The sequence below is a fragment of the Ulvibacterium sp. genome, assembly GCF_965228935.1.
Classification (GTDB): domain Bacteria; phylum Bacteroidota; class Bacteroidia; order Flavobacteriales; family Flavobacteriaceae; genus Ulvibacterium.
Genome location: NZ_OZ245846.1, coordinates 4,173,914 through 4,190,809, shown reverse-complemented (window position 1 = coordinate 4,190,809; position 16,896 = coordinate 4,173,914). Strand labels below are relative to the sequence as shown.

The following is a 16,896-nucleotide window of genomic DNA, read 5'->3' as shown; positions in this document are numbered from 1 at the left end:
AATCCAAATTTATTTAAAAGTCGGCAAATGAAGATATCGGACATAAAGACCTATCCCATTAACATTGGTTCGGGAACCCAATTAGTTGTAAAAGTAGAGACGGATTCCGGTATCTATGGATGGGGTGCCTCCGGGCTTTCGGGTCGGGAGTTGGCCGTAATAGGTGCCATAACGCATTTTAAGGGCTTTTTAATAGGCAGGGATCCCAATAAAATAGGAGCTATTTGGCAAGAATCGTACAGAGGACAGTACTTTGAAGGGGGAAGGGTGTTGTCGGCCGCCATTTCGGCAATCGATATTGCACTATATGACATTAAGGGTAAGACCCTTGGTGTTCCCGTTTATGAACTATTGGGAGGGAAGCAACGTAATTTTGTGCCTTGTTTTGCATCCATTCGGTTTGCGACCCGTAAGGAATTGTTGGATTATGCAAAGACTTGTGTAAGGAAAGGTTGGAAGACACTTCGTTTGGCACCTGCCGAATTTGAATCCCAGAATGTAAAAAATCGCTTTGAACCCAGGGAGTCCATAGCACTTTTGGCCGAGTGGGTCACTGAACTACGAAATCTGGTGGGTTCGGAAGTCACGATTGGCATTGACTATCACACCCGACTTACGACTGCGGAGACCTATTCCTTTATTAAGCGCATGCCGGTAGGAACCCTGGATTTCATAGAGGAACCGATACGAGATGAAAACCCGGAAACTTATGAGAGCCTTCGTAAAATGGTGGATGTACCTTTCGCCATTGGTGAGGAGTTCTCCAGTAAATGGCAGTTCCTACCTTTTTTGGAAAGAAACATTGCACAATATGCGCGTGTCGATGTCTGTAATGTTGGGGGAATTACCGAGGCTATGAAAGTAGCGGCCATTGCCGAGGCCCACTATATCGATTTGATGCCGCACAACCCATTGGGTCCCATATGCACCGCAGCCACTATTCATTTAGCTGCGGCATGTACCAATTTTAGTTGGTTGGAGGAAGTAAATACCCCGGCACAACAGATGGGTACCAACGACCGAAGTTTCTATCCCGTGCAACCAGAGTTGGATGGTGCCGGATATCCGGTTCCGGACACTTCCGGGTTAGGGGTGGAATTTGACGAGGCATATGCCCTGAGCCAAGAATTTAAACCCGTCGAAATACCTAGGTTAAAAAGAGATGACGGTTCTTTTACGAACTGGTAGCGGGCAAAGGCTCTCCCTCCAATGGATAATCTGAATCATAAATATGGGCCTCCTCCATATATGCCTTTAGTTTTTCAACAACATCCGGATAGTCGTTTATCAAATTGTTTTCTTCCCCTATATCATTGGATAGGTCATAGAGCTCCCAGGAATTGGTCTTGTAGATGTGAAGCAATTTCCATTTTCCGCTACGAATGGCCTGAGCGTCATGGTCGCTTTCCGCAAATTCCCAGTATAAATAATCATGTTCCTTTTGCGATTCGGATTGCCCTAAAAGGGTAGGGAGAAAGGAGATGCCATCCGTTTCGGTGCTTAGGGAGTACCCAATAATGTCAGCGTATGTTGGTAGCATATCCCAAAAAGCAGTGGGAAGGTCGGATACGGTATTCGGTGCAATCTTCCCGGGCCATTGGGCGATAAACGGAACCCGAATCCCTCCTTCGTATAAATCTCGTTTGGTACCTTTTAGCGCACCGTTGCTATCAAAAAACTCAGGATCTACGCCTCCTTCCTTGTGGGGACCATTATCACTGGTAAAGATGACCAAGGTATTTCTATCTATTTTCAAATCCTTTAACTTATCCAATATTCGACCTACATCGGCATCCAGGAGACTTATCATGGCCGCCTTGGCCTTTTCTGGTTCTGGCCATTTTCGATTCTTATAGATTCCCAAATTTGGAACTTCCATCCCATGGTCCGCGGTCAGTTCCCCTTCATTATTGGCATGAGGGATGGTCAACGGTAAGTATAGAAAAAAAGGCTTTTGTCTTGGACTGTCCAAAAAACGTAAAGCCTCCTTGATGATCAGTGAATGCGAATATTCATTTTTTTCGGTGGCGGCACTTCCTATTCCCTTTGCATAACCCTCCTGGGCGAAGATTACCTTGTTATTCAAAAGTACTTTTTTTCCGTCCTTTATCAGATGATCGGGATAGTAGTTATGTGCGTGTATCTGGTTCAAATAACCAAAATACGTATCGAATCCCTGTACGGAAGGTTCCCCGGTAGAACCCACTTCACCTAGACCCCATTTTCCCATAAGGGCGGTGGCATACCCCACTTTTTGGAACATTTCCGCCAAGGTAAAATCACTGGAAGACAATATGTTATTATTGTTTCCCCGTACCGCTGCATGCCCCTGATGTAGACCGGTCATCAAAGAAGCCCTTGATGGGGCACATACCGTATTACCTGCATAGTGGTCGGTAAATCGGATACCGTTTTGTGCCATTTGGTCCAACCGAGGAGTCCTGATCTTTTCCTGTCCATAACTTCCCAGATCCCCATAGCCCAAATCGTCGGCCAGGATATAGATAATATTGGGGGCATCGATGACCTTGGATACCTCGGAATTTTCCTTTTTAATCTTGCCGCAGGCACCTAAAACCAATACGGCCCAACCGAATAGAATGCTTTTTTTCATCACCAAAAATATACATCAAATCAGTGGTAATTTATTCAATAAATTCAACTAGGCCAAAACGATTGGCTTGATGTACATTTTTCGAGATATCATAAATGGGAAACAAAGTGGAAGTAGACCTTCTATTGCCCTTTAAATCGTTCCGATCTTGGCGCACGGCCAAAATAGCCCAACGTGTTCCTTTTTGTAGGGGTACCGCTTCACCCAATTCACCGAAATTTGAAATAGGTATGGCCATTTCCATGGTCCAGCCATTATCTATATCGGAGTTATCATTGACGGTGCCGTCATAAGTCGTTTCAACCTCAAACTCGGGATTGAAGCTCCGGTAGACGATGTCCTTTCCTTTGTAGTATGAGTTGAAATAGATGAAGTCATTGGAAGCCTTGTTCAGGTTCAGTTCATATCCAAAATGGGTATCCAGGCTATCAGGTGCTGTTATGAAAAAGATTTCGGCACAATCATCAAAATAGGGCTCTCCATCGCGACGGGTTTCAAGAACGGTAAGGTACTTATCTTCCATTTGATAGAACAGGTATAGGTTTTGCTCGTCCCATAACATCCGAAAGGTAGTTTGTTGTTGATCGTCCGGTTTTTCCACCCTATAAAAGTAATCCAAAGTTCTTGCCTCGGTCTTCTGCCAAATTTCCTCGTTCAATTCTCCATCGATCATAATTTTTTGGTTGGTCTTCGAAACCCTAAAAATGGGTTGTTCCCCAAGGGAAAGCTTTTGAACGTCTTGCCCTACGACCCTAGCAAGTCCATTGAAAAGGATCACTATGGACACAAAAATACACCTGTGCATGGGGTACATGACTGGGCTGATTTAGATTTCCATCATGACCTTTGCCCAAAGATTGTTCTGGTATTCACCGAGGGCGGTTTTCAGGAGACGTTTGGCGTCATCCTTATTTCCCAACCCAAGATTGCCCAAGGCCTCAAGGAAATACGATTGGGAGATTGCCTTTTTGTTGGTTGCCGAAGCCTCCTCTACGGCGACCAATGTATTGTCGTTTCCGCGGTTTCTTTGACGCTGTGCATTTTGGATCAGGTCGTTGAACATGTTTTTTGCCTCATTGGTCTTGCCTAATTTTTCATGGGCCATCGCCTGATAGTAAATTAGGTCGTACATGCCTCTTCCGTTTTGGGCCGTTGCACTTTTTTGATAACTATCCCTTGCCTTTTTGGTGTTTCCCATTTGTGTATAGGCCTCTCCCATATAATAATAGATCATGGCATTTTTTTCGTCATGGGTGGGTTTGCCCACTTCCAGATTTTCAGGATACAGAAGCGCACGTTCCAAATGGGAAATGGCCTCTCTATAGTTGTTGTTTTTCATTAGTTCCTTGGCTTTCAACGTATGCGCGTCCACATAATGCCAGTACGTTTCCCGGCCACCTTCCCAGGTCCTAAAATGATGTTCGTCCAAAAATTGAATGGCCTCATCATATTCGCCATTGAGGTTTAAAAGCTGGACGAGGGTTTTTGGAGCGGCTACGTCCTTTTTGACTATTTTGATATTCTTTCGTAGTATTTCCAAGTTTTCGGTGAAGTCCTCATCGGATTCGTCATAATATTTGGAAAGTTCGGCATACCATAACGGGTTGTCACCATGTAATGATATAGCCTTTGTCATGTGTTCAATGGCCTTTTTGGGATTCTTCCCATGATAGAAATCGCCAAATGCAAGATTACGCCAGACCATTGGGATACTGGTATCCATTGCACCGGCTTTTTCCCAAGCCTCCATCGCATCCTCTGGACGATTGTCGTAAAGTAGATTTCCCATAAGATAGTAGGCCATTGCATTTTGGGCATCAATCTTTATGGCATTCTTTAACACAACTTCGGTCTCCATCCTATAGGGAAAGCTATAATCCAAGGAGCAACTTTTAGCTGTGGTAAGGTAATCCTGGGCTTTTGCCGTATTACCCATTTGGCTATGAAACCATGAAAGATAATAGTGCACCAGAGGATTTTTAGGGTTCTTTAAACTTGATAATAGATCCGTACCCTCCTTCAATAGGCCAGAGTTCATATAATGGGTGGCGATCTCCAAGTAATTGTTTTCTATATCTTGCATGTTCCTATGCCAATCCTCTAGGGAAGCTTTTCCCTCCAAGAGACCTTTTTCATAAAGGGCGGTAAAATTCAACGGATCATAGGCCAACTGTTCTTCCAGAAGGGAAATAGCCTTGTCGGTATCGCCAAGTTTTCGAAGCAGAGAAGCATAAAGAACCGTAATGCGGCTATCCCTGGTGTTTGTGGAATAGGCCTCATTCACATATTCCAAGGCCTTGGTGAAGTTCCCTTTTTGTCCCTCTAACAACGCCAATTGGTAATTACCTGCAGAAAACCACTGATAGTACCAGGTGGAACGGGCCAAATTTTTATAAGCCTCTTCTGTTTGATCTAATGCTTTATGTGCCATTCCCAAATAATAGAAAAGCTCACCCTCTTTTGGCTGAAAGTATTTTACCTTAAGCTTATTGGCCGCTTTTTGCAAATAGGATAAGGCTTCTTTGTACTTCATTTGATTCAATCTTCGTTTGCCCAAGGCGATATTCGTCCGGTAATCGTTGGGCGATTTCTCCAGGGCCGCCAAATAATAGTCATCCGGATTAATACCTGGACGGTTAAATTGCTCTACGAATCTACCGGTAAGGTAAAGATCTTCGATCGTAGTAATCTCCTCGGGCTTTTTTACCCGCTCCTGTACTTCCGGTAATTCAGGGTTTTGAGGTTTGTAAGGCGTGTAGGAAACCAATTCCCTTCCTTGACCATCCTTCAATTCAACATAAAGTTGATACTCGTCCAACGGTTTACGGCTCTTGTAATTTGAGGTAAACGGAGTGGCCGGATCAATATCAATGGTCTTTTCCACTAAAACCTCATCACCGTTTTTCAATAGTACTTTAGCATTTTTAAAAACGGTAGTTGTATTGAATCCATAGAAAACAGTTTTGCTATTCCGCATTTGAAGTGTTACCGAAGCATCGATGGTAGCATTCTTTGCAATCTCGATATCCCGCAACGGATACCAATAGTTTTTGGCATCCTTGACCGAATGTGGTAAAATCCAGCTGTAATCGGGTTGATTATTGGAGAAGGTTCCTGTCATCAATTCCACATAGGCCTTTCCATCATCGGTTAGCTTTCGCCTGGCATTTTGACCTTGTAATCCTGGCCCGAACTGCCATAACTTTGATGAGTTATTCTCATGGAGATCTCCTACATGTACGGTTCCCGCATTTTGTCCATAGTCATACCCTCCGATAAACCCTTCCTTAATTTCCCACATAAAAAATGACACGGGATTGGGGTGATTTTTCCACCAGGTGAGGTCAACTCCTTCCGGGTAGCTGGTTCGGCCATAGTTATCTGTGGCATTGGAAATGGGCCACTTAATAAAACTTCTGTTGTTATGGAATACACCTATTTCCTGGCTTGGGGGCCAGAATGTTCGGAAATCCTCATTGGAAGTTATGGCTACATTGGCCCAAAAAAGAAAAGTTTTCGTCAATGTGTTGGTGTTGTTGATTCGATAATCCACTTCAATATAGGATCGGCCGGGACGCAGCGTCATACCGATAACCCCTCGCATATCCATCGTTTTTTCGGTCTCCCCAATCCAGATAGTGGCACTTCCATCCTTATTTTCGACCATTCTATAGTCGCTTTTCATCATGGTGGTCGTACGATGATGATGTGGAAAACACCATTCTATTCCGCCGGATACCCAGGCACCCAAAGTACCGATTAAATCGGGTTTAATTACACTATTGGTATGGAACAACTCATGTCCGTTGGTTTTGTCGATTGCCGAAAACAATCTACCTCCGAAAGCGGGAAGTACCTTCACCTTGATATATTCATTCTCCAAATAGACCATTTCATACGTGACATCGGTAAGGGAATCCCCAAGTTTCGTCTGTGAGGGATAGGGGTAAATCTTACCTTGGGCTCCTTGAACACCACGTCCTGTATAAAATAGGGGACTCGTTTCATCTTGTCCTATTTTATAGGTGGGTATTACTTCCGTGCCTTCGTAAACCTTTACCTGGGCAAATGACAAAACGGTAAATGATAACAGAAAAAGCAGTGAGATGATTCTTTTGCTATTTTTTTGATTAGGCTCTTCCGTTCCGTCACTGGCAGTAGAAAGATTTTGTACTATGGATAACCGATTGGGAAATGAAATGTACATGGGATTTTTAGATTTTATTTTTAAAAGTAAATAAGACCGTCAAAAAAAGGTAGCATAAATGGGTCAATCTCTAATACAAATGTTTTAGTGTTTCCTTTGAGCTCCCCTAAATAGGGCTATGCGGACTCTTGGGCCATTTTAGAGATGGCCCTAGCCCTTTTTACCTCCATTTTCTTCAACATCCAATCAGGATAGTTGGCCGGACTTTCCGCCTCATAAATCCTTAAGTGTTGATCGTCTTGTGGCTTTTTTAGTTCATCGGCCTCGCATCCCAAAACAATGGCAGCCGTATCTACTCCAGAATGGGATGCTCCAGCCACGCCATGGGATAGAATACTTGCCCCACATAAGTATAGATTCTCTATCTCACTTTTTGCCTTAAATGCAAAAGGGCCTATGTGCCTTAGACTTTTTTCGGTTCCATAGACATTGCCCCGCGTCGTATTAATGTAATACTCATTGGTAATGGGAGTTCCCAATTCCATTTGTACTATATGGTCCCTTATTCCAGGGATGGCCTTGGAAAGGCCATTAAGCATCTTTTGGGTAAGTCCTTTCTTAAATTTAAGATAGTCCTTGGATCGGGGTTCGGTCTCTTCCTTGTATTTTTCAAAAGTACTGTAATCTACCAATGTTATCGCTTCTATGGTATGGTGCCTGCCGTCATAACTAACGGGATCCTTGAGCGAGGTACAGCTGACGAACATGGCTTCAAAAGCCTCTCCATTGGAGAGATTTGGGGTCATAAGGTCATCATATAAATCGTCCGTGTCCTTATTGGGCATCAACCAAATATTGCCCGAGTCCAGACCGGCCTTACGTAAATCCATATCTACGGTCAAAAAAAGCATTAACGAGGTGCAGGAGTATTTGGTTTTGGACAGTTTTTTTTGAAGTTTGGAACTTAGGTTTTCCTTGCCGATCAAATTCAAATAGGTAATTCCGGGATCCGCATTGGAAACTATGGTATCGGCATATAGGAACTGGCCGTTTTCCAATTCTACCCCTATTGCGCGCTTTTTCTTGTCGCCCTGGGTCAAAATCCGATTTACGGTCGTGCTGGTACGGAGGTGTCCCCCGTGTTTTTTCAACGCATTTGTCATGGCCTTTATCAAGGCACCGCCACCTCCCATGGGATAATAGGCCCCATTGAAGTAGTGGCTCATTAATGCACAATGCAGGGGGAAGGCCGCTTTTTTGGGTTGAAGCCCATGATCGCCACATTGAATGTTAAGGATGTTTTTTAGCAAAGGATTTTTGATATGCCAGCCTATGACCTTTCTTAAGCTAAAAAGCCCGTATTTGCCCATATGCCTAGTTTTATAGGGAATGGTCAACTTCTGCCAAAAACCTTTGAAATAAGGTAGGGAATAGATTTGTATACTTACGTTCCGTACCAAGTTCAGATAGGTGCGTATGGATTTCCTTTCCTCCGGAAAACGTTCCGAAAGTCGGTCAATAAGCTGTTCGAGATTTGAGGGAAAGTCAAAACGTTCTTCCCCGATCCAGGCATGTTCGTACGCGTCTGGATTCATTCTAAAGAACACCAGATCGTTGGCTATACCCAGGCCCCTATACAGGTCGTTTGTAGCCTCGCCTTCGGCCAAAAGCCCTACATAATGTACTCCCGGGGTAAATCGATGACCATCCAAATAAAAACTATGGCACCATCCACCGGGAACATCGTGCTGCTCCAGCACCAATACTTTTTGTCCGGCCCTGGCCAAACAAATTGCCGTTGCCAGTCCCCCGGCCCCAGAGCCGATGACAATTGTATCCCACTTGTCACCATGGGGTATATTAGGATTCTTATCGGATGCCGAGTTATCGATTTCAGTGGTTTTCCCCATTCATCTTGTTTTGTTCGACCCAGGCTCTAAGCTTCACCAGATTTTTATTTGTTTGAGGCCGTCTCGGGAAACATGTCCTTCCAAATAACAGTTTTATGGGTTTCCGCCGAGCGCTTTGCAGCTTCCAATATCTGCATTACCCGTTCGTTATTTTCCAGTGAGGAGACATCGTATACCGATAGTTGATAGTTCTCCTGGACCACCTTTTGCAATAGGGCGAAGGGATCATGAACACCTTGTGGTAGGGGATCGGCCTCAAAGGAAACGGACTCTTGTTTTCTCCCAGTCATGATTTTCATGGCATTTGCATTTTTGCAAATTACATAACCTGTGGTTCCATAGATTTCCATGTCCTTTACGTGATGTGGCCAATTCCAGGAAGCTTGTATGATAACCTGATTTTCCGGATAGTCCAGTATTATAGTCGCATCATCGTCCACTTTCGGGTATAAATGAGGTTTTAATTGTTGGGTAATACAGGTAACGGATTCGGGCTCTTGTCCTTGCATAAACCAAGTCGCCAAATTGGCACCATAGCAGCCAAAATCCGTAAGGGCACCCCCACCATTCAAAACGGGATCGGTAAGCCATTCCAAAAACTCCGGATTACATCCTATTTCAATGGGGCCAAAATGACCTGTATGGAACACCATACGTCGTATGTTCCCAATTTTGTCCTCGGAATGGACAAGGTCATATGCCTTATGGTTGCTGCCATACCAAGAGGTCTCGTAATTCGTAAGTAAATGGATTTTATGTTTTTTGGCCAGGGAGATCATTTCCTGGGCATGTTCCCAACTCACGGCCAATGGTTTTTCTACCATTACATGTATACCCAACGGAGCGCAATATCTCACAGTTTCCAAGTGGTCGTAGATGGAGTTAAATGCGGTTACGGCTTCAGGTTGCACCGTTTTTACCATCTCGTCCAAGGAATCAAAAACAATATCCATGGAATATCCATGCTGATCCGCATAGCGTTGGGCAAGCTCCCTGTTAGGTTCCACAATTCCCACAATTTCGATATCACCCAATTTTTCCCTTCCCAGAATCCAATGTACATGGGTGTGGACAAGTCCTACCACTCCGATTCGTAGCGGTTTTTTGGTCTTCTCAACTTTTTTCAATTCCATAGTCTTATCATAAGCCTGTATTGACGAGCAGATGGCAACAAGTAATAATAGGCCCAAACACTTTCGAAATACACTGCTCATTCTTCGGGATTTAATGCCTGTGAAATGGCGGTCTCGACCAAGGGTTCCATAAGCTTGTAGCCCTCTGCGGTAGGGTGTACGCCGTCATGGGCATATTTATCAGGTAACCCGTTACGCTCATCCGCCATGGCGGAGAAATAATCCAGATAAACGATATTGTTCAATTCCGCATAGGTTCTGATCATTTGGTTGAGCGCAACGATTTTCTTGGCCGGCTCCATTCCCGGTTTCCAGGGATAGTCATAGGCAGGTAGGGTAGAGGAGAGTACTACCTTAATGCCATTGGCCTTTGCAAGCTCGGCCATGGAAATGATATTATCAGAGATCATATCCAATGTAGATGGCCCCGTATTGCCGGCAATATCATTTGTCCCTGCCAGGATTACGACCACTTTTGGCTTCAATTCGATTACATCTTGACGAAAGCGAAGCAACATTTGAGGTGTGGTCTGGCCACTAATACCCCTGTTGATGTATGGTTTTCCCTTGAAAAACTCGGGTCGTGTCTTGAGCCATCCAATGGTTATGGAATTACCCATAAAGACCACCCGGTTCTCTTCCTCGGTAGGAGCGGGCAGTCTTTCGTTCGCCTCTCTAAAATGGCCAAGATCAGGCCAATCTTGGGCGTTCACCGATGTCATAATTCCAAATAGGACCATCATTATCATCGTATTTTTCATAGTTCCTTTAATTCGTTATTTCAAGCCTTTACGTTGATGTACAATATCCGCAGCTACAATGTTTCCTTTGGCTTTTCCAAATTCAGTTCGAATATAATTTAAAATATCCCTTATTTCGTTGTCCGGCAATATTTTGTATGCCGGCATTTCTCCCTGGTAGGTAACACCGTTTACCTGTATGGGCTGGTTGAGCCCTCCTAAGGTCACATCAATGAGTCTTGCTACATTACCCGAGACCCATTCACTGTTGACCAAGGGTGGTATCTGCCCAACATTTCCTTTACCATCCGGGGCATGACAAGCAGCGCAATGGATGCCATATAGTTTGGCACCGTTGTCCAGATCCTTATCGGATGTAGTGGATTTTGCAATTTCCGGACTTAAACTGATCGGAACAAGTTCTTCTTTCAATCCAACAGGGTTTTCCAAAGTTGCCAGTTGGTTTTGTATACCTTCATCGGCTATTTCTATCTTAAGAATGCGATCACCATTAGCTTTGGGCAAAGAGTCGTACAACCAAGGTTGATGTCCCTGATGCCAATCCATATTGCTTGTCGCCAAATAAATCTCCCCCTCTTTACCTACGGCTACATCGCGCAGTCTCCCCAAGAATTTTTGAAAAAAGAGATGCTCTTCATTGATTTTATCACCCTTCGCATTTAAGGACAAAACCCGAAAAGAACGGCCCTTTAAGGTGGTCAACAGCAAACTGTTTTTCCATTCGGGGATTTGATCGCTATCGTAATACTCCAGTCCTGCCGTAGCAATGGTGGGTGTCCATGCCATTAAGGGTTCTTGGGTAACCGAATCCTTGCTGTACGCCTTTTCGTTTTCCAAATCGATAAAGCCATGGATATCCGGCCAACCGTAGTTTGCACCTTTTTGTATGAGGTTTACTTCATCATCGTTGTTCGGGCCGTGCTCCGACGCATAAAGCCGACCCTTCCCAACCGTGATACCTTGAATGTTACGGTGACCGGTACTCCATACGGGGTTGTTGGGATATGGGTTGTCGTCGGGGACACTGCCATCGAGATTAAGTCGTAGGACCTTTCCGTTTAAGGTCCCAATATCCTGAACGGTTCGGGTATCCCCCGCATCTCCGGTGCCGATCCATAGCTTATCCTCAAAAATAAGCATACGACTTCCATTATGATATGTGTTTCCAGGAATATCCTTCAAAATAAGCTTCGGGTTCACCAGACTATCGCCTTCCAGGGAATACCGTACAATTTTAGAGGAAATAAGATCTAGAAAATTACTATCCTTTTCCGCTACGGCGTAATGGATATAAACAAACGGATGGGTTTCAAAATGAGGGTGCAAAGCCATGCTGAACAGTCCGGACGATTTTCTATAGAAAAGGTCGTCCAAAACGGCTAAATTTTGAATTTCACCTGTTACGGGATCAACTCGATTTATGGTGCCTTTTTGTTCCGTAAAATATAGCCATCCCCCCGGACCGGGTACCAGATCCCATGGTACTTCAAGGTTTTTGGCCACTTCGGTTACCAGCAATGTTGAGGAGTCCAGTTGTACGTGCGCCAAATAGTTCTTTCCATTCCAACTGGATTTGGGTGGTGTTGAACAGGCAACTATCAGTAGTACGCAAAAGGTTACAACACCAATTATTAAGCCTCTTCCCATAGTTGCTCTGCTTTTTTCAAATCCTTTTTCAAAGCGGTAAACACAACTTCCGGGGATACCGAAATTTCCGATTTTCCATGTGACGCACCACCCAATGGATATTCGGCATGCAGAATTACCGGAACGTTGATCTCGTATTTTTTTAAAAGGCTGAAATACTTTTTGAAATCGACCATTCCCTCGCCTAAAGGAACGTTTATGACCTTCCAGCGACCCCCGACCTTTTCCCATTTGTAATCTTTTAAAGCGATGGACTTAATGTGGTCCTTGATAAGTCTTAGACCATTTTCCCAGGAAAGGCCGCCCTCTACCATGGCGTGCCGTATATCGTATTGTGCGCCAAAATATTCTTTGTCCGCTTGTTCCAGCAAAGTCTTTACCTCCCAAATAGATGCTCCCACCCAAGTCCCTGAGTGATTTTGGTAACAGCCTTTTAAACCCAAAGACCGATTCAATGCGGCGAGCGATTTAATGGTCTGTGCATGTTCCTTTAAGGTATCGGGCATGGATCGGTTTTCATCATACCGGAACCAATTACAGCGATAATGGGTAATGCCCTGCTGTGAAGCAACCTCCAAGACTTTGGCATCCAAGGGATCATCGGCATTGTCAACTGCGGTCGTCATCAGATGACACTGTGAGCCTCCCTTCTTTATTTCCTCAATAGCCTTGGGCAAATCCTCTGCCACATTTTCTGGAAGTACATGGCCTCCTGGCCTAACCGTAAGATCCAATCCTGAAAAACCCATTTCCGCTGCTTTTTCACCTGCGGTCCGATAATCCAAAAATTGTAGGTGTTTTGAAAATAAATAGACGGGCAATTTTTCCTTGCCCTCTGTAGCTACCTGGGATAAGGTCGACAATGGGTGCAAAAAAGGTATGGCACCCAAACCCCATGTAGAGGTCTTTACAAATTGCCTTCTTGTTGTTTCTTTCAATGCAAATATTTTTCTATTAGTTACTTCGTTTCAGTTGCTGTTCTTCCTCCTGGCTTAAAGGTAAGGCTTTTATCAATGTATCGATTTTAGGTCGTAGCATTATTAAATAAGCCAAAAGGGACAGACCTATCAACAGATATAATGCATTTCCTTTGATGTAGTAGATGACCAAGGCAAAAAATGCCGGACCCTCCAAGAGTGCATATTGCACCAAAGATGCAATTTGGTAACGGACCAATTTGCCGGTCAAATTGTCTTTTCGATCAATACGTTGTAACTGTTTTTGGAACAAAAACTTGCCAAGAAAATAACCTAGGATAGCGATTGTCGGAACAATATATACATAGAGATCATTGGAATCCGTCCCAACAGTGAAAGAACGGTTCTGAAAGTAGACGAACAGGGTAAAGGCCATGAGCCCCAAGGTCAAGGAACCATGAAGAAACGTAAGGGTCCGAATAAAGGATTTAATTTGCATAAAAAGTCCAGGCAATTGGCCTTCTTACCGTTTGGCACTGGTACGCACTAAAATAGTGGTTTTAGTCGAGAAGTAATTTCTGTAAGGGCTATTTCCAAATTTTACATTGGATATAAATAATTTGGGCAGTTTATTTATACTTTTAAAACGCGAGTAATCGAAATTCCAAAGACATGAATAGAAGAACCTTCAACAGTAAATTATCCCAAGGTATAGCCGGATCGGCCTTGTTAAGTGGAATACCTTTGGCATGTGCCATGGGCGGGGCCCAGAACAAAAAGAAGCTGGGTATTGCCCTTGTAGGATTGGGAAGCTATAGTACATACCAGTTGGCGCCAGGGCTTCAGGATGCCGAGCATTGTTACTTGGCAGGCATTGTTACGGGAACCCCAGAAAAGGAGAAGGTCTGGATGGACCAATATGGGATACCAAAGGAAAATGTATACAACTATGACAACTTTGATTCCATAGCGAAAAATGATTCCATAGATATTGTATATGTGGTCCTACCCAATAGCATGCATGCGGATTTCAGTATTCGCGCGGCAAGGGCGGGTAAACATGTTATTTGTGAGAAGCCTATGGCCATGAATGTAGAGGAATGTGATGCCATCATTGATGCCTGCAAAAAGTCGGGGGTAAAATTAAGTGTTGGGTATCGTATGCAATCCGACCCCTATACCAATGAGATTAAACGGTTGGTAAGCGAAAAACCATTTGGCAAGGTCATGTATGTATCTTCCGATGCCGGCTATATTTCCAGGGGCAATCCGGAGCAGTGGCGGTTGAATCATGCCTTATCAGGTGGAGGAGCCTTGATGAACATGGGGGTCTATTCCATACAGAGCAATATATATGGTGTAGGACATAACCCTATTTCGGTTTCTGCCCAGGAGTTCAGTACCCGTCCAGAATATTTTAAGGATACCGATGAGTCCATTACCGCCCAAATGGAATTTCCGAACGGGGAAGTGGGTCATATGTTCACATCCCATAATGCCAACGCCAATCGTCTTTTCGTTTCCTTCGAAAAAGGATGGGTTGAGCTTAACCCCTGCCATAGTTATGGGCCAATATCGGGAAGGACTTCGGAAGGAAATGAGATCAAGTATCCGCACCAAAGTCAACAAAAAGTGCAAATGGACGATTTTGCCAAACACATTCTATTCGGTACACCAAATGTGGCCCCAGGGGAAATGGGCAAAAGGGACATGGTCATTGTAGAGGCCATTTACAAGTCCATTGCCGAAGGAGGAAGACGCATACCACTGGATTTAGGGAATATGGGAATTGTTAAAAAGGATATATAACCAATAGCTGAAAATAAGCCACCTCCACACCTACTTTTTCCAACAGGGGAAAAACGACTTCTGTGCTATGAATTGGGTATGGCATATATCTTCTATTCCCCCAATTACACCCTTATCCCTACCTATACTGCCACTTCCGGACTTCCGATGCATTAGGGAATGCCCAATCGCTCTTGTTAAAGAAATCTTTAATTAGACTTATCCTAAATAGTAACACTAAGTTAACCGCTTTAACACAAGGTTAAAGATATGCTAAAATAATGACCAATCTCAGTTAACATGTTTTGCGAACTCGACAGATACCTTTGAGGGAAACAATAACATTTAAAACTTTAAAACAACATGAGAACACTTAAAAATTTATTGCTATGTACAGGAATCATTGCCCTGTCGTCCTGTGACAGATTGGATGATTTCATAGGAGATGGCGGTGGTGGCGATGAGCCCAAGGGAACTATTTTTGAAAACAAATCCAACTTAGAGCCCTTGGTGTCCATTATGCCCCAATTCAGCTTTGTGGAGGCCTACTCTTTGATCAGTACATCGGATGTATTGCCAGGTAATTTCCAAATTGCCGGCGCTGCCGATGGTGCAGGTTTTTTGAAAGATCCCAGTAGTGACGGATATATTTATATGTTGAATTGCGAGGACGACTATTCCGTAGTCCGTATAAAATTGGACGAATACCTTAATCCTGTTAGCGGTGAGTACGTTTTGAACTCGGGAGTGGCCGATTTCGCAAGACAATGTTCCGGAACCATGTGGGAGAGGGATATTCATGGAGGAGCTCAAGACCTATACCTTTCGGCCTCGGAAAACTTCAACTATGATGTAAAGGGATTAGATCCTTACCAGGCAGTTCCGACACCTACTGCAGATTTTGGTTTGGATGCCTTGGGAGAGTTCCATTGGGAGAATGCCGTTCCGCTTCCTAGGGATGCCTATAGCGGAAAAACCGTAATTATTGGCGGTGATGATGATTCCAGTGGCTCCGAAGGCCAGGTTACCCTATATTATTCAGAAAATGGTGATGGGGACTTGCATGGTGGTAAGATTTATGTTCTGAAAGTAAAACAAGTATCCGATGGCACCGTCGACGATGAAGGCAATCCTGGTGTAATGGATGCCGACCCCAATACCACCTATAATGAAGGTGATTTGGATTTTGGAGCTACCTATGATGTAGAGTTCGTGGAAATAGAGAATGGTGGTGCAATGACCCGCGAAGAAATGGAGGATGCCTCAATGGCCGTTAATGCCTTCCAATTCATGAGGGTCGAGGACGTGGATTATCAAAAAGGATCCGATGCCAACGGAAGAAACGTATACTTTGCCGTAACAGGTAGAGGCCCGGGAAGAGGTACCTACAACGACTGGGGTACGGTCTATAAACTAGAGTTGGACGAGGATAGCCCTATGAGTGGGAAATTGACCCAGATTATCTCTGGTAATACCGATACAAACAATATGGACGGTAATCTACCCAGTCTACAAAGCCCCGATAATATCTGTGTCACTGAAAACTTTATCTATACCCAAGAAGATCCCAACTCCTTTAGTAGGGGACATACCGCCTATATTTACCAAAGTGACCTTAATGGTAATTCAACCAGGGTTGTTCTTGAGTTTGTAGTACGAAGCGACCTTGCCAAGGATGGCAGTGTTGGAGGTGGTAGTGACACCGAGGAGTTTGATCGTGATTCCGGGGAATATGGATCTTTGATAGACATTTCTGACAAAGTTGGTGAGCCAGATACTTTTTTACTTGCGCTACAGCCCCATTATTGGGAAAGTGATGACTTTTTGAGCTTGGATGGTCATGATTTGCGTAACAATCCCGAAGCCATTGCGGCTGCAGAGGCACGTGAAGGTTTTTCCCCACGTGAGGACGACCAAGGTTCCCAAGTATTGATTATAAAAGGTCTGCCCAGATAATCAAGACGTTTTAAAGACCAAAA

General features: G+C 44.1%; 12 protein-coding genes. 3 read left to right on the top strand and 9 right to left on the bottom strand.

Going from position 1 to position 16,896, the window contains the following annotated elements:
• The first annotated feature begins 27 nt into the window (after positions 1 to 27).
• Positions 28 to 1,188 (top strand): mandelate racemase/muconate lactonizing enzyme family protein, encoded by a 1,161-nt coding sequence (locus ACO06Y_RS17840; RefSeq protein WP_422080370.1) that lies wholly within the window; start codon positions 28 to 30, stop codon positions 1,186 to 1,188.
• Here ACO06Y_RS17840 and ACO06Y_RS17835 read toward each other — a convergent pair.
• The 9 genes from ACO06Y_RS17835 to ACO06Y_RS17795 all read right to left on the bottom strand — a co-directional run bounded on the left by ACO06Y_RS17835 (position 1,175) and on the right by ACO06Y_RS17795 (position 13,628).
• Positions 1,175 to 2,614 (bottom strand): arylsulfatase, encoded by a 1,440-nt coding sequence (locus tag ACO06Y_RS17835; protein WP_422080369.1) that lies wholly within the window; start codon positions 2,612 to 2,614, stop codon positions 1,175 to 1,177. The genes ACO06Y_RS17840 and ACO06Y_RS17835 overlap by 14 nt on opposite strands.
• Before the next feature lie 31 nt (positions 2,615 to 2,645).
• On the bottom strand, positions 2,646 to 3,419 hold the full coding sequence (locus ACO06Y_RS17830) for a carbohydrate-binding family 9-like protein (RefSeq protein WP_422080368.1): 774 nt from the start codon (positions 3,417 to 3,419) through the stop codon (positions 2,646 to 2,648).
• A gap of 21 nt (positions 3,420 to 3,440) precedes the next feature.
• On the bottom strand, positions 3,441 to 6,821 hold the full coding sequence (locus tag ACO06Y_RS17825) for a DUF5107 domain-containing protein (RefSeq protein ID WP_422080367.1): 3,381 nt from the start codon (positions 6,819 to 6,821) through the stop codon (positions 3,441 to 3,443).
• Between the two features lie 116 nt (positions 6,822 to 6,937).
• Positions 6,938 to 8,671, bottom strand: a complete 1,734-nt coding sequence (locus tag ACO06Y_RS17820) for a phytoene desaturase family protein (protein ID WP_422080366.1) — start codon at positions 8,669 to 8,671, stop codon at positions 6,938 to 6,940.
• A gap of 44 nt (positions 8,672 to 8,715) precedes the next feature.
• On the bottom strand, positions 8,716 to 9,885 hold the full coding sequence (locus tag ACO06Y_RS17815; RefSeq protein ID WP_422080365.1) for a Gfo/Idh/MocA family protein: 1,170 nt from the start codon (positions 9,883 to 9,885) through the stop codon (positions 8,716 to 8,718).
• Positions 9,882 to 10,565 carry an SGNH/GDSL hydrolase family protein gene (locus tag ACO06Y_RS17810; RefSeq protein ID WP_422080364.1) on the bottom strand — a complete coding sequence of 228 codons (684 nt, stop codon included), beginning with the start codon at positions 10,563 to 10,565 and terminating at the stop codon, positions 9,882 to 9,884. Before ACO06Y_RS17810 ends, ACO06Y_RS17815 begins: the two co-directional genes overlap by 4 nt.
• 15 nt (positions 10,566 to 10,580) lie before the next feature.
• Positions 10,581 to 12,212 carry a PQQ-dependent sugar dehydrogenase gene (locus tag ACO06Y_RS17805; protein ID WP_422080363.1) on the bottom strand — a complete coding sequence of 544 codons (1,632 nt, stop codon included), beginning with the start codon at positions 12,210 to 12,212 and terminating at the stop codon, positions 10,581 to 10,583.
• Positions 12,197 to 13,150, bottom strand: coding sequence for a sugar phosphate isomerase/epimerase family protein (locus tag ACO06Y_RS17800; RefSeq protein WP_422080362.1), 954 nt, complete (start codon positions 13,148 to 13,150; stop codon positions 12,197 to 12,199). Before ACO06Y_RS17800 ends, ACO06Y_RS17805 begins: the two co-directional genes overlap by 16 nt.
• Before the next feature lie 16 nt (positions 13,151 to 13,166).
• Positions 13,167 to 13,628, bottom strand: coding sequence for a hypothetical protein (locus ACO06Y_RS17795; RefSeq protein ID WP_422080361.1), 462 nt, complete (start codon positions 13,626 to 13,628; stop codon positions 13,167 to 13,169).
• A 173-nt stretch (positions 13,629 to 13,801) separates the two neighbouring features.
• Between ACO06Y_RS17795 and ACO06Y_RS17790 the strand changes: the two genes are divergently transcribed.
• Positions 13,802 to 14,938: a Gfo/Idh/MocA family protein gene (locus tag ACO06Y_RS17790; protein WP_422080360.1), complete on the top strand. Its 1,137-nt coding sequence runs from the start codon at positions 13,802 to 13,804 to the stop codon at positions 14,936 to 14,938.
• Between the two features lie 342 nt (positions 14,939 to 15,280).
• Complete coding sequence (locus tag ACO06Y_RS17785; RefSeq protein ID WP_422080359.1) at positions 15,281 to 16,873, top strand: hypothetical protein; 1,593 nt, start codon at positions 15,281 to 15,283, stop codon at positions 16,871 to 16,873.
• Positions 16,874 to 16,896 lie beyond the last annotated feature (23 nt).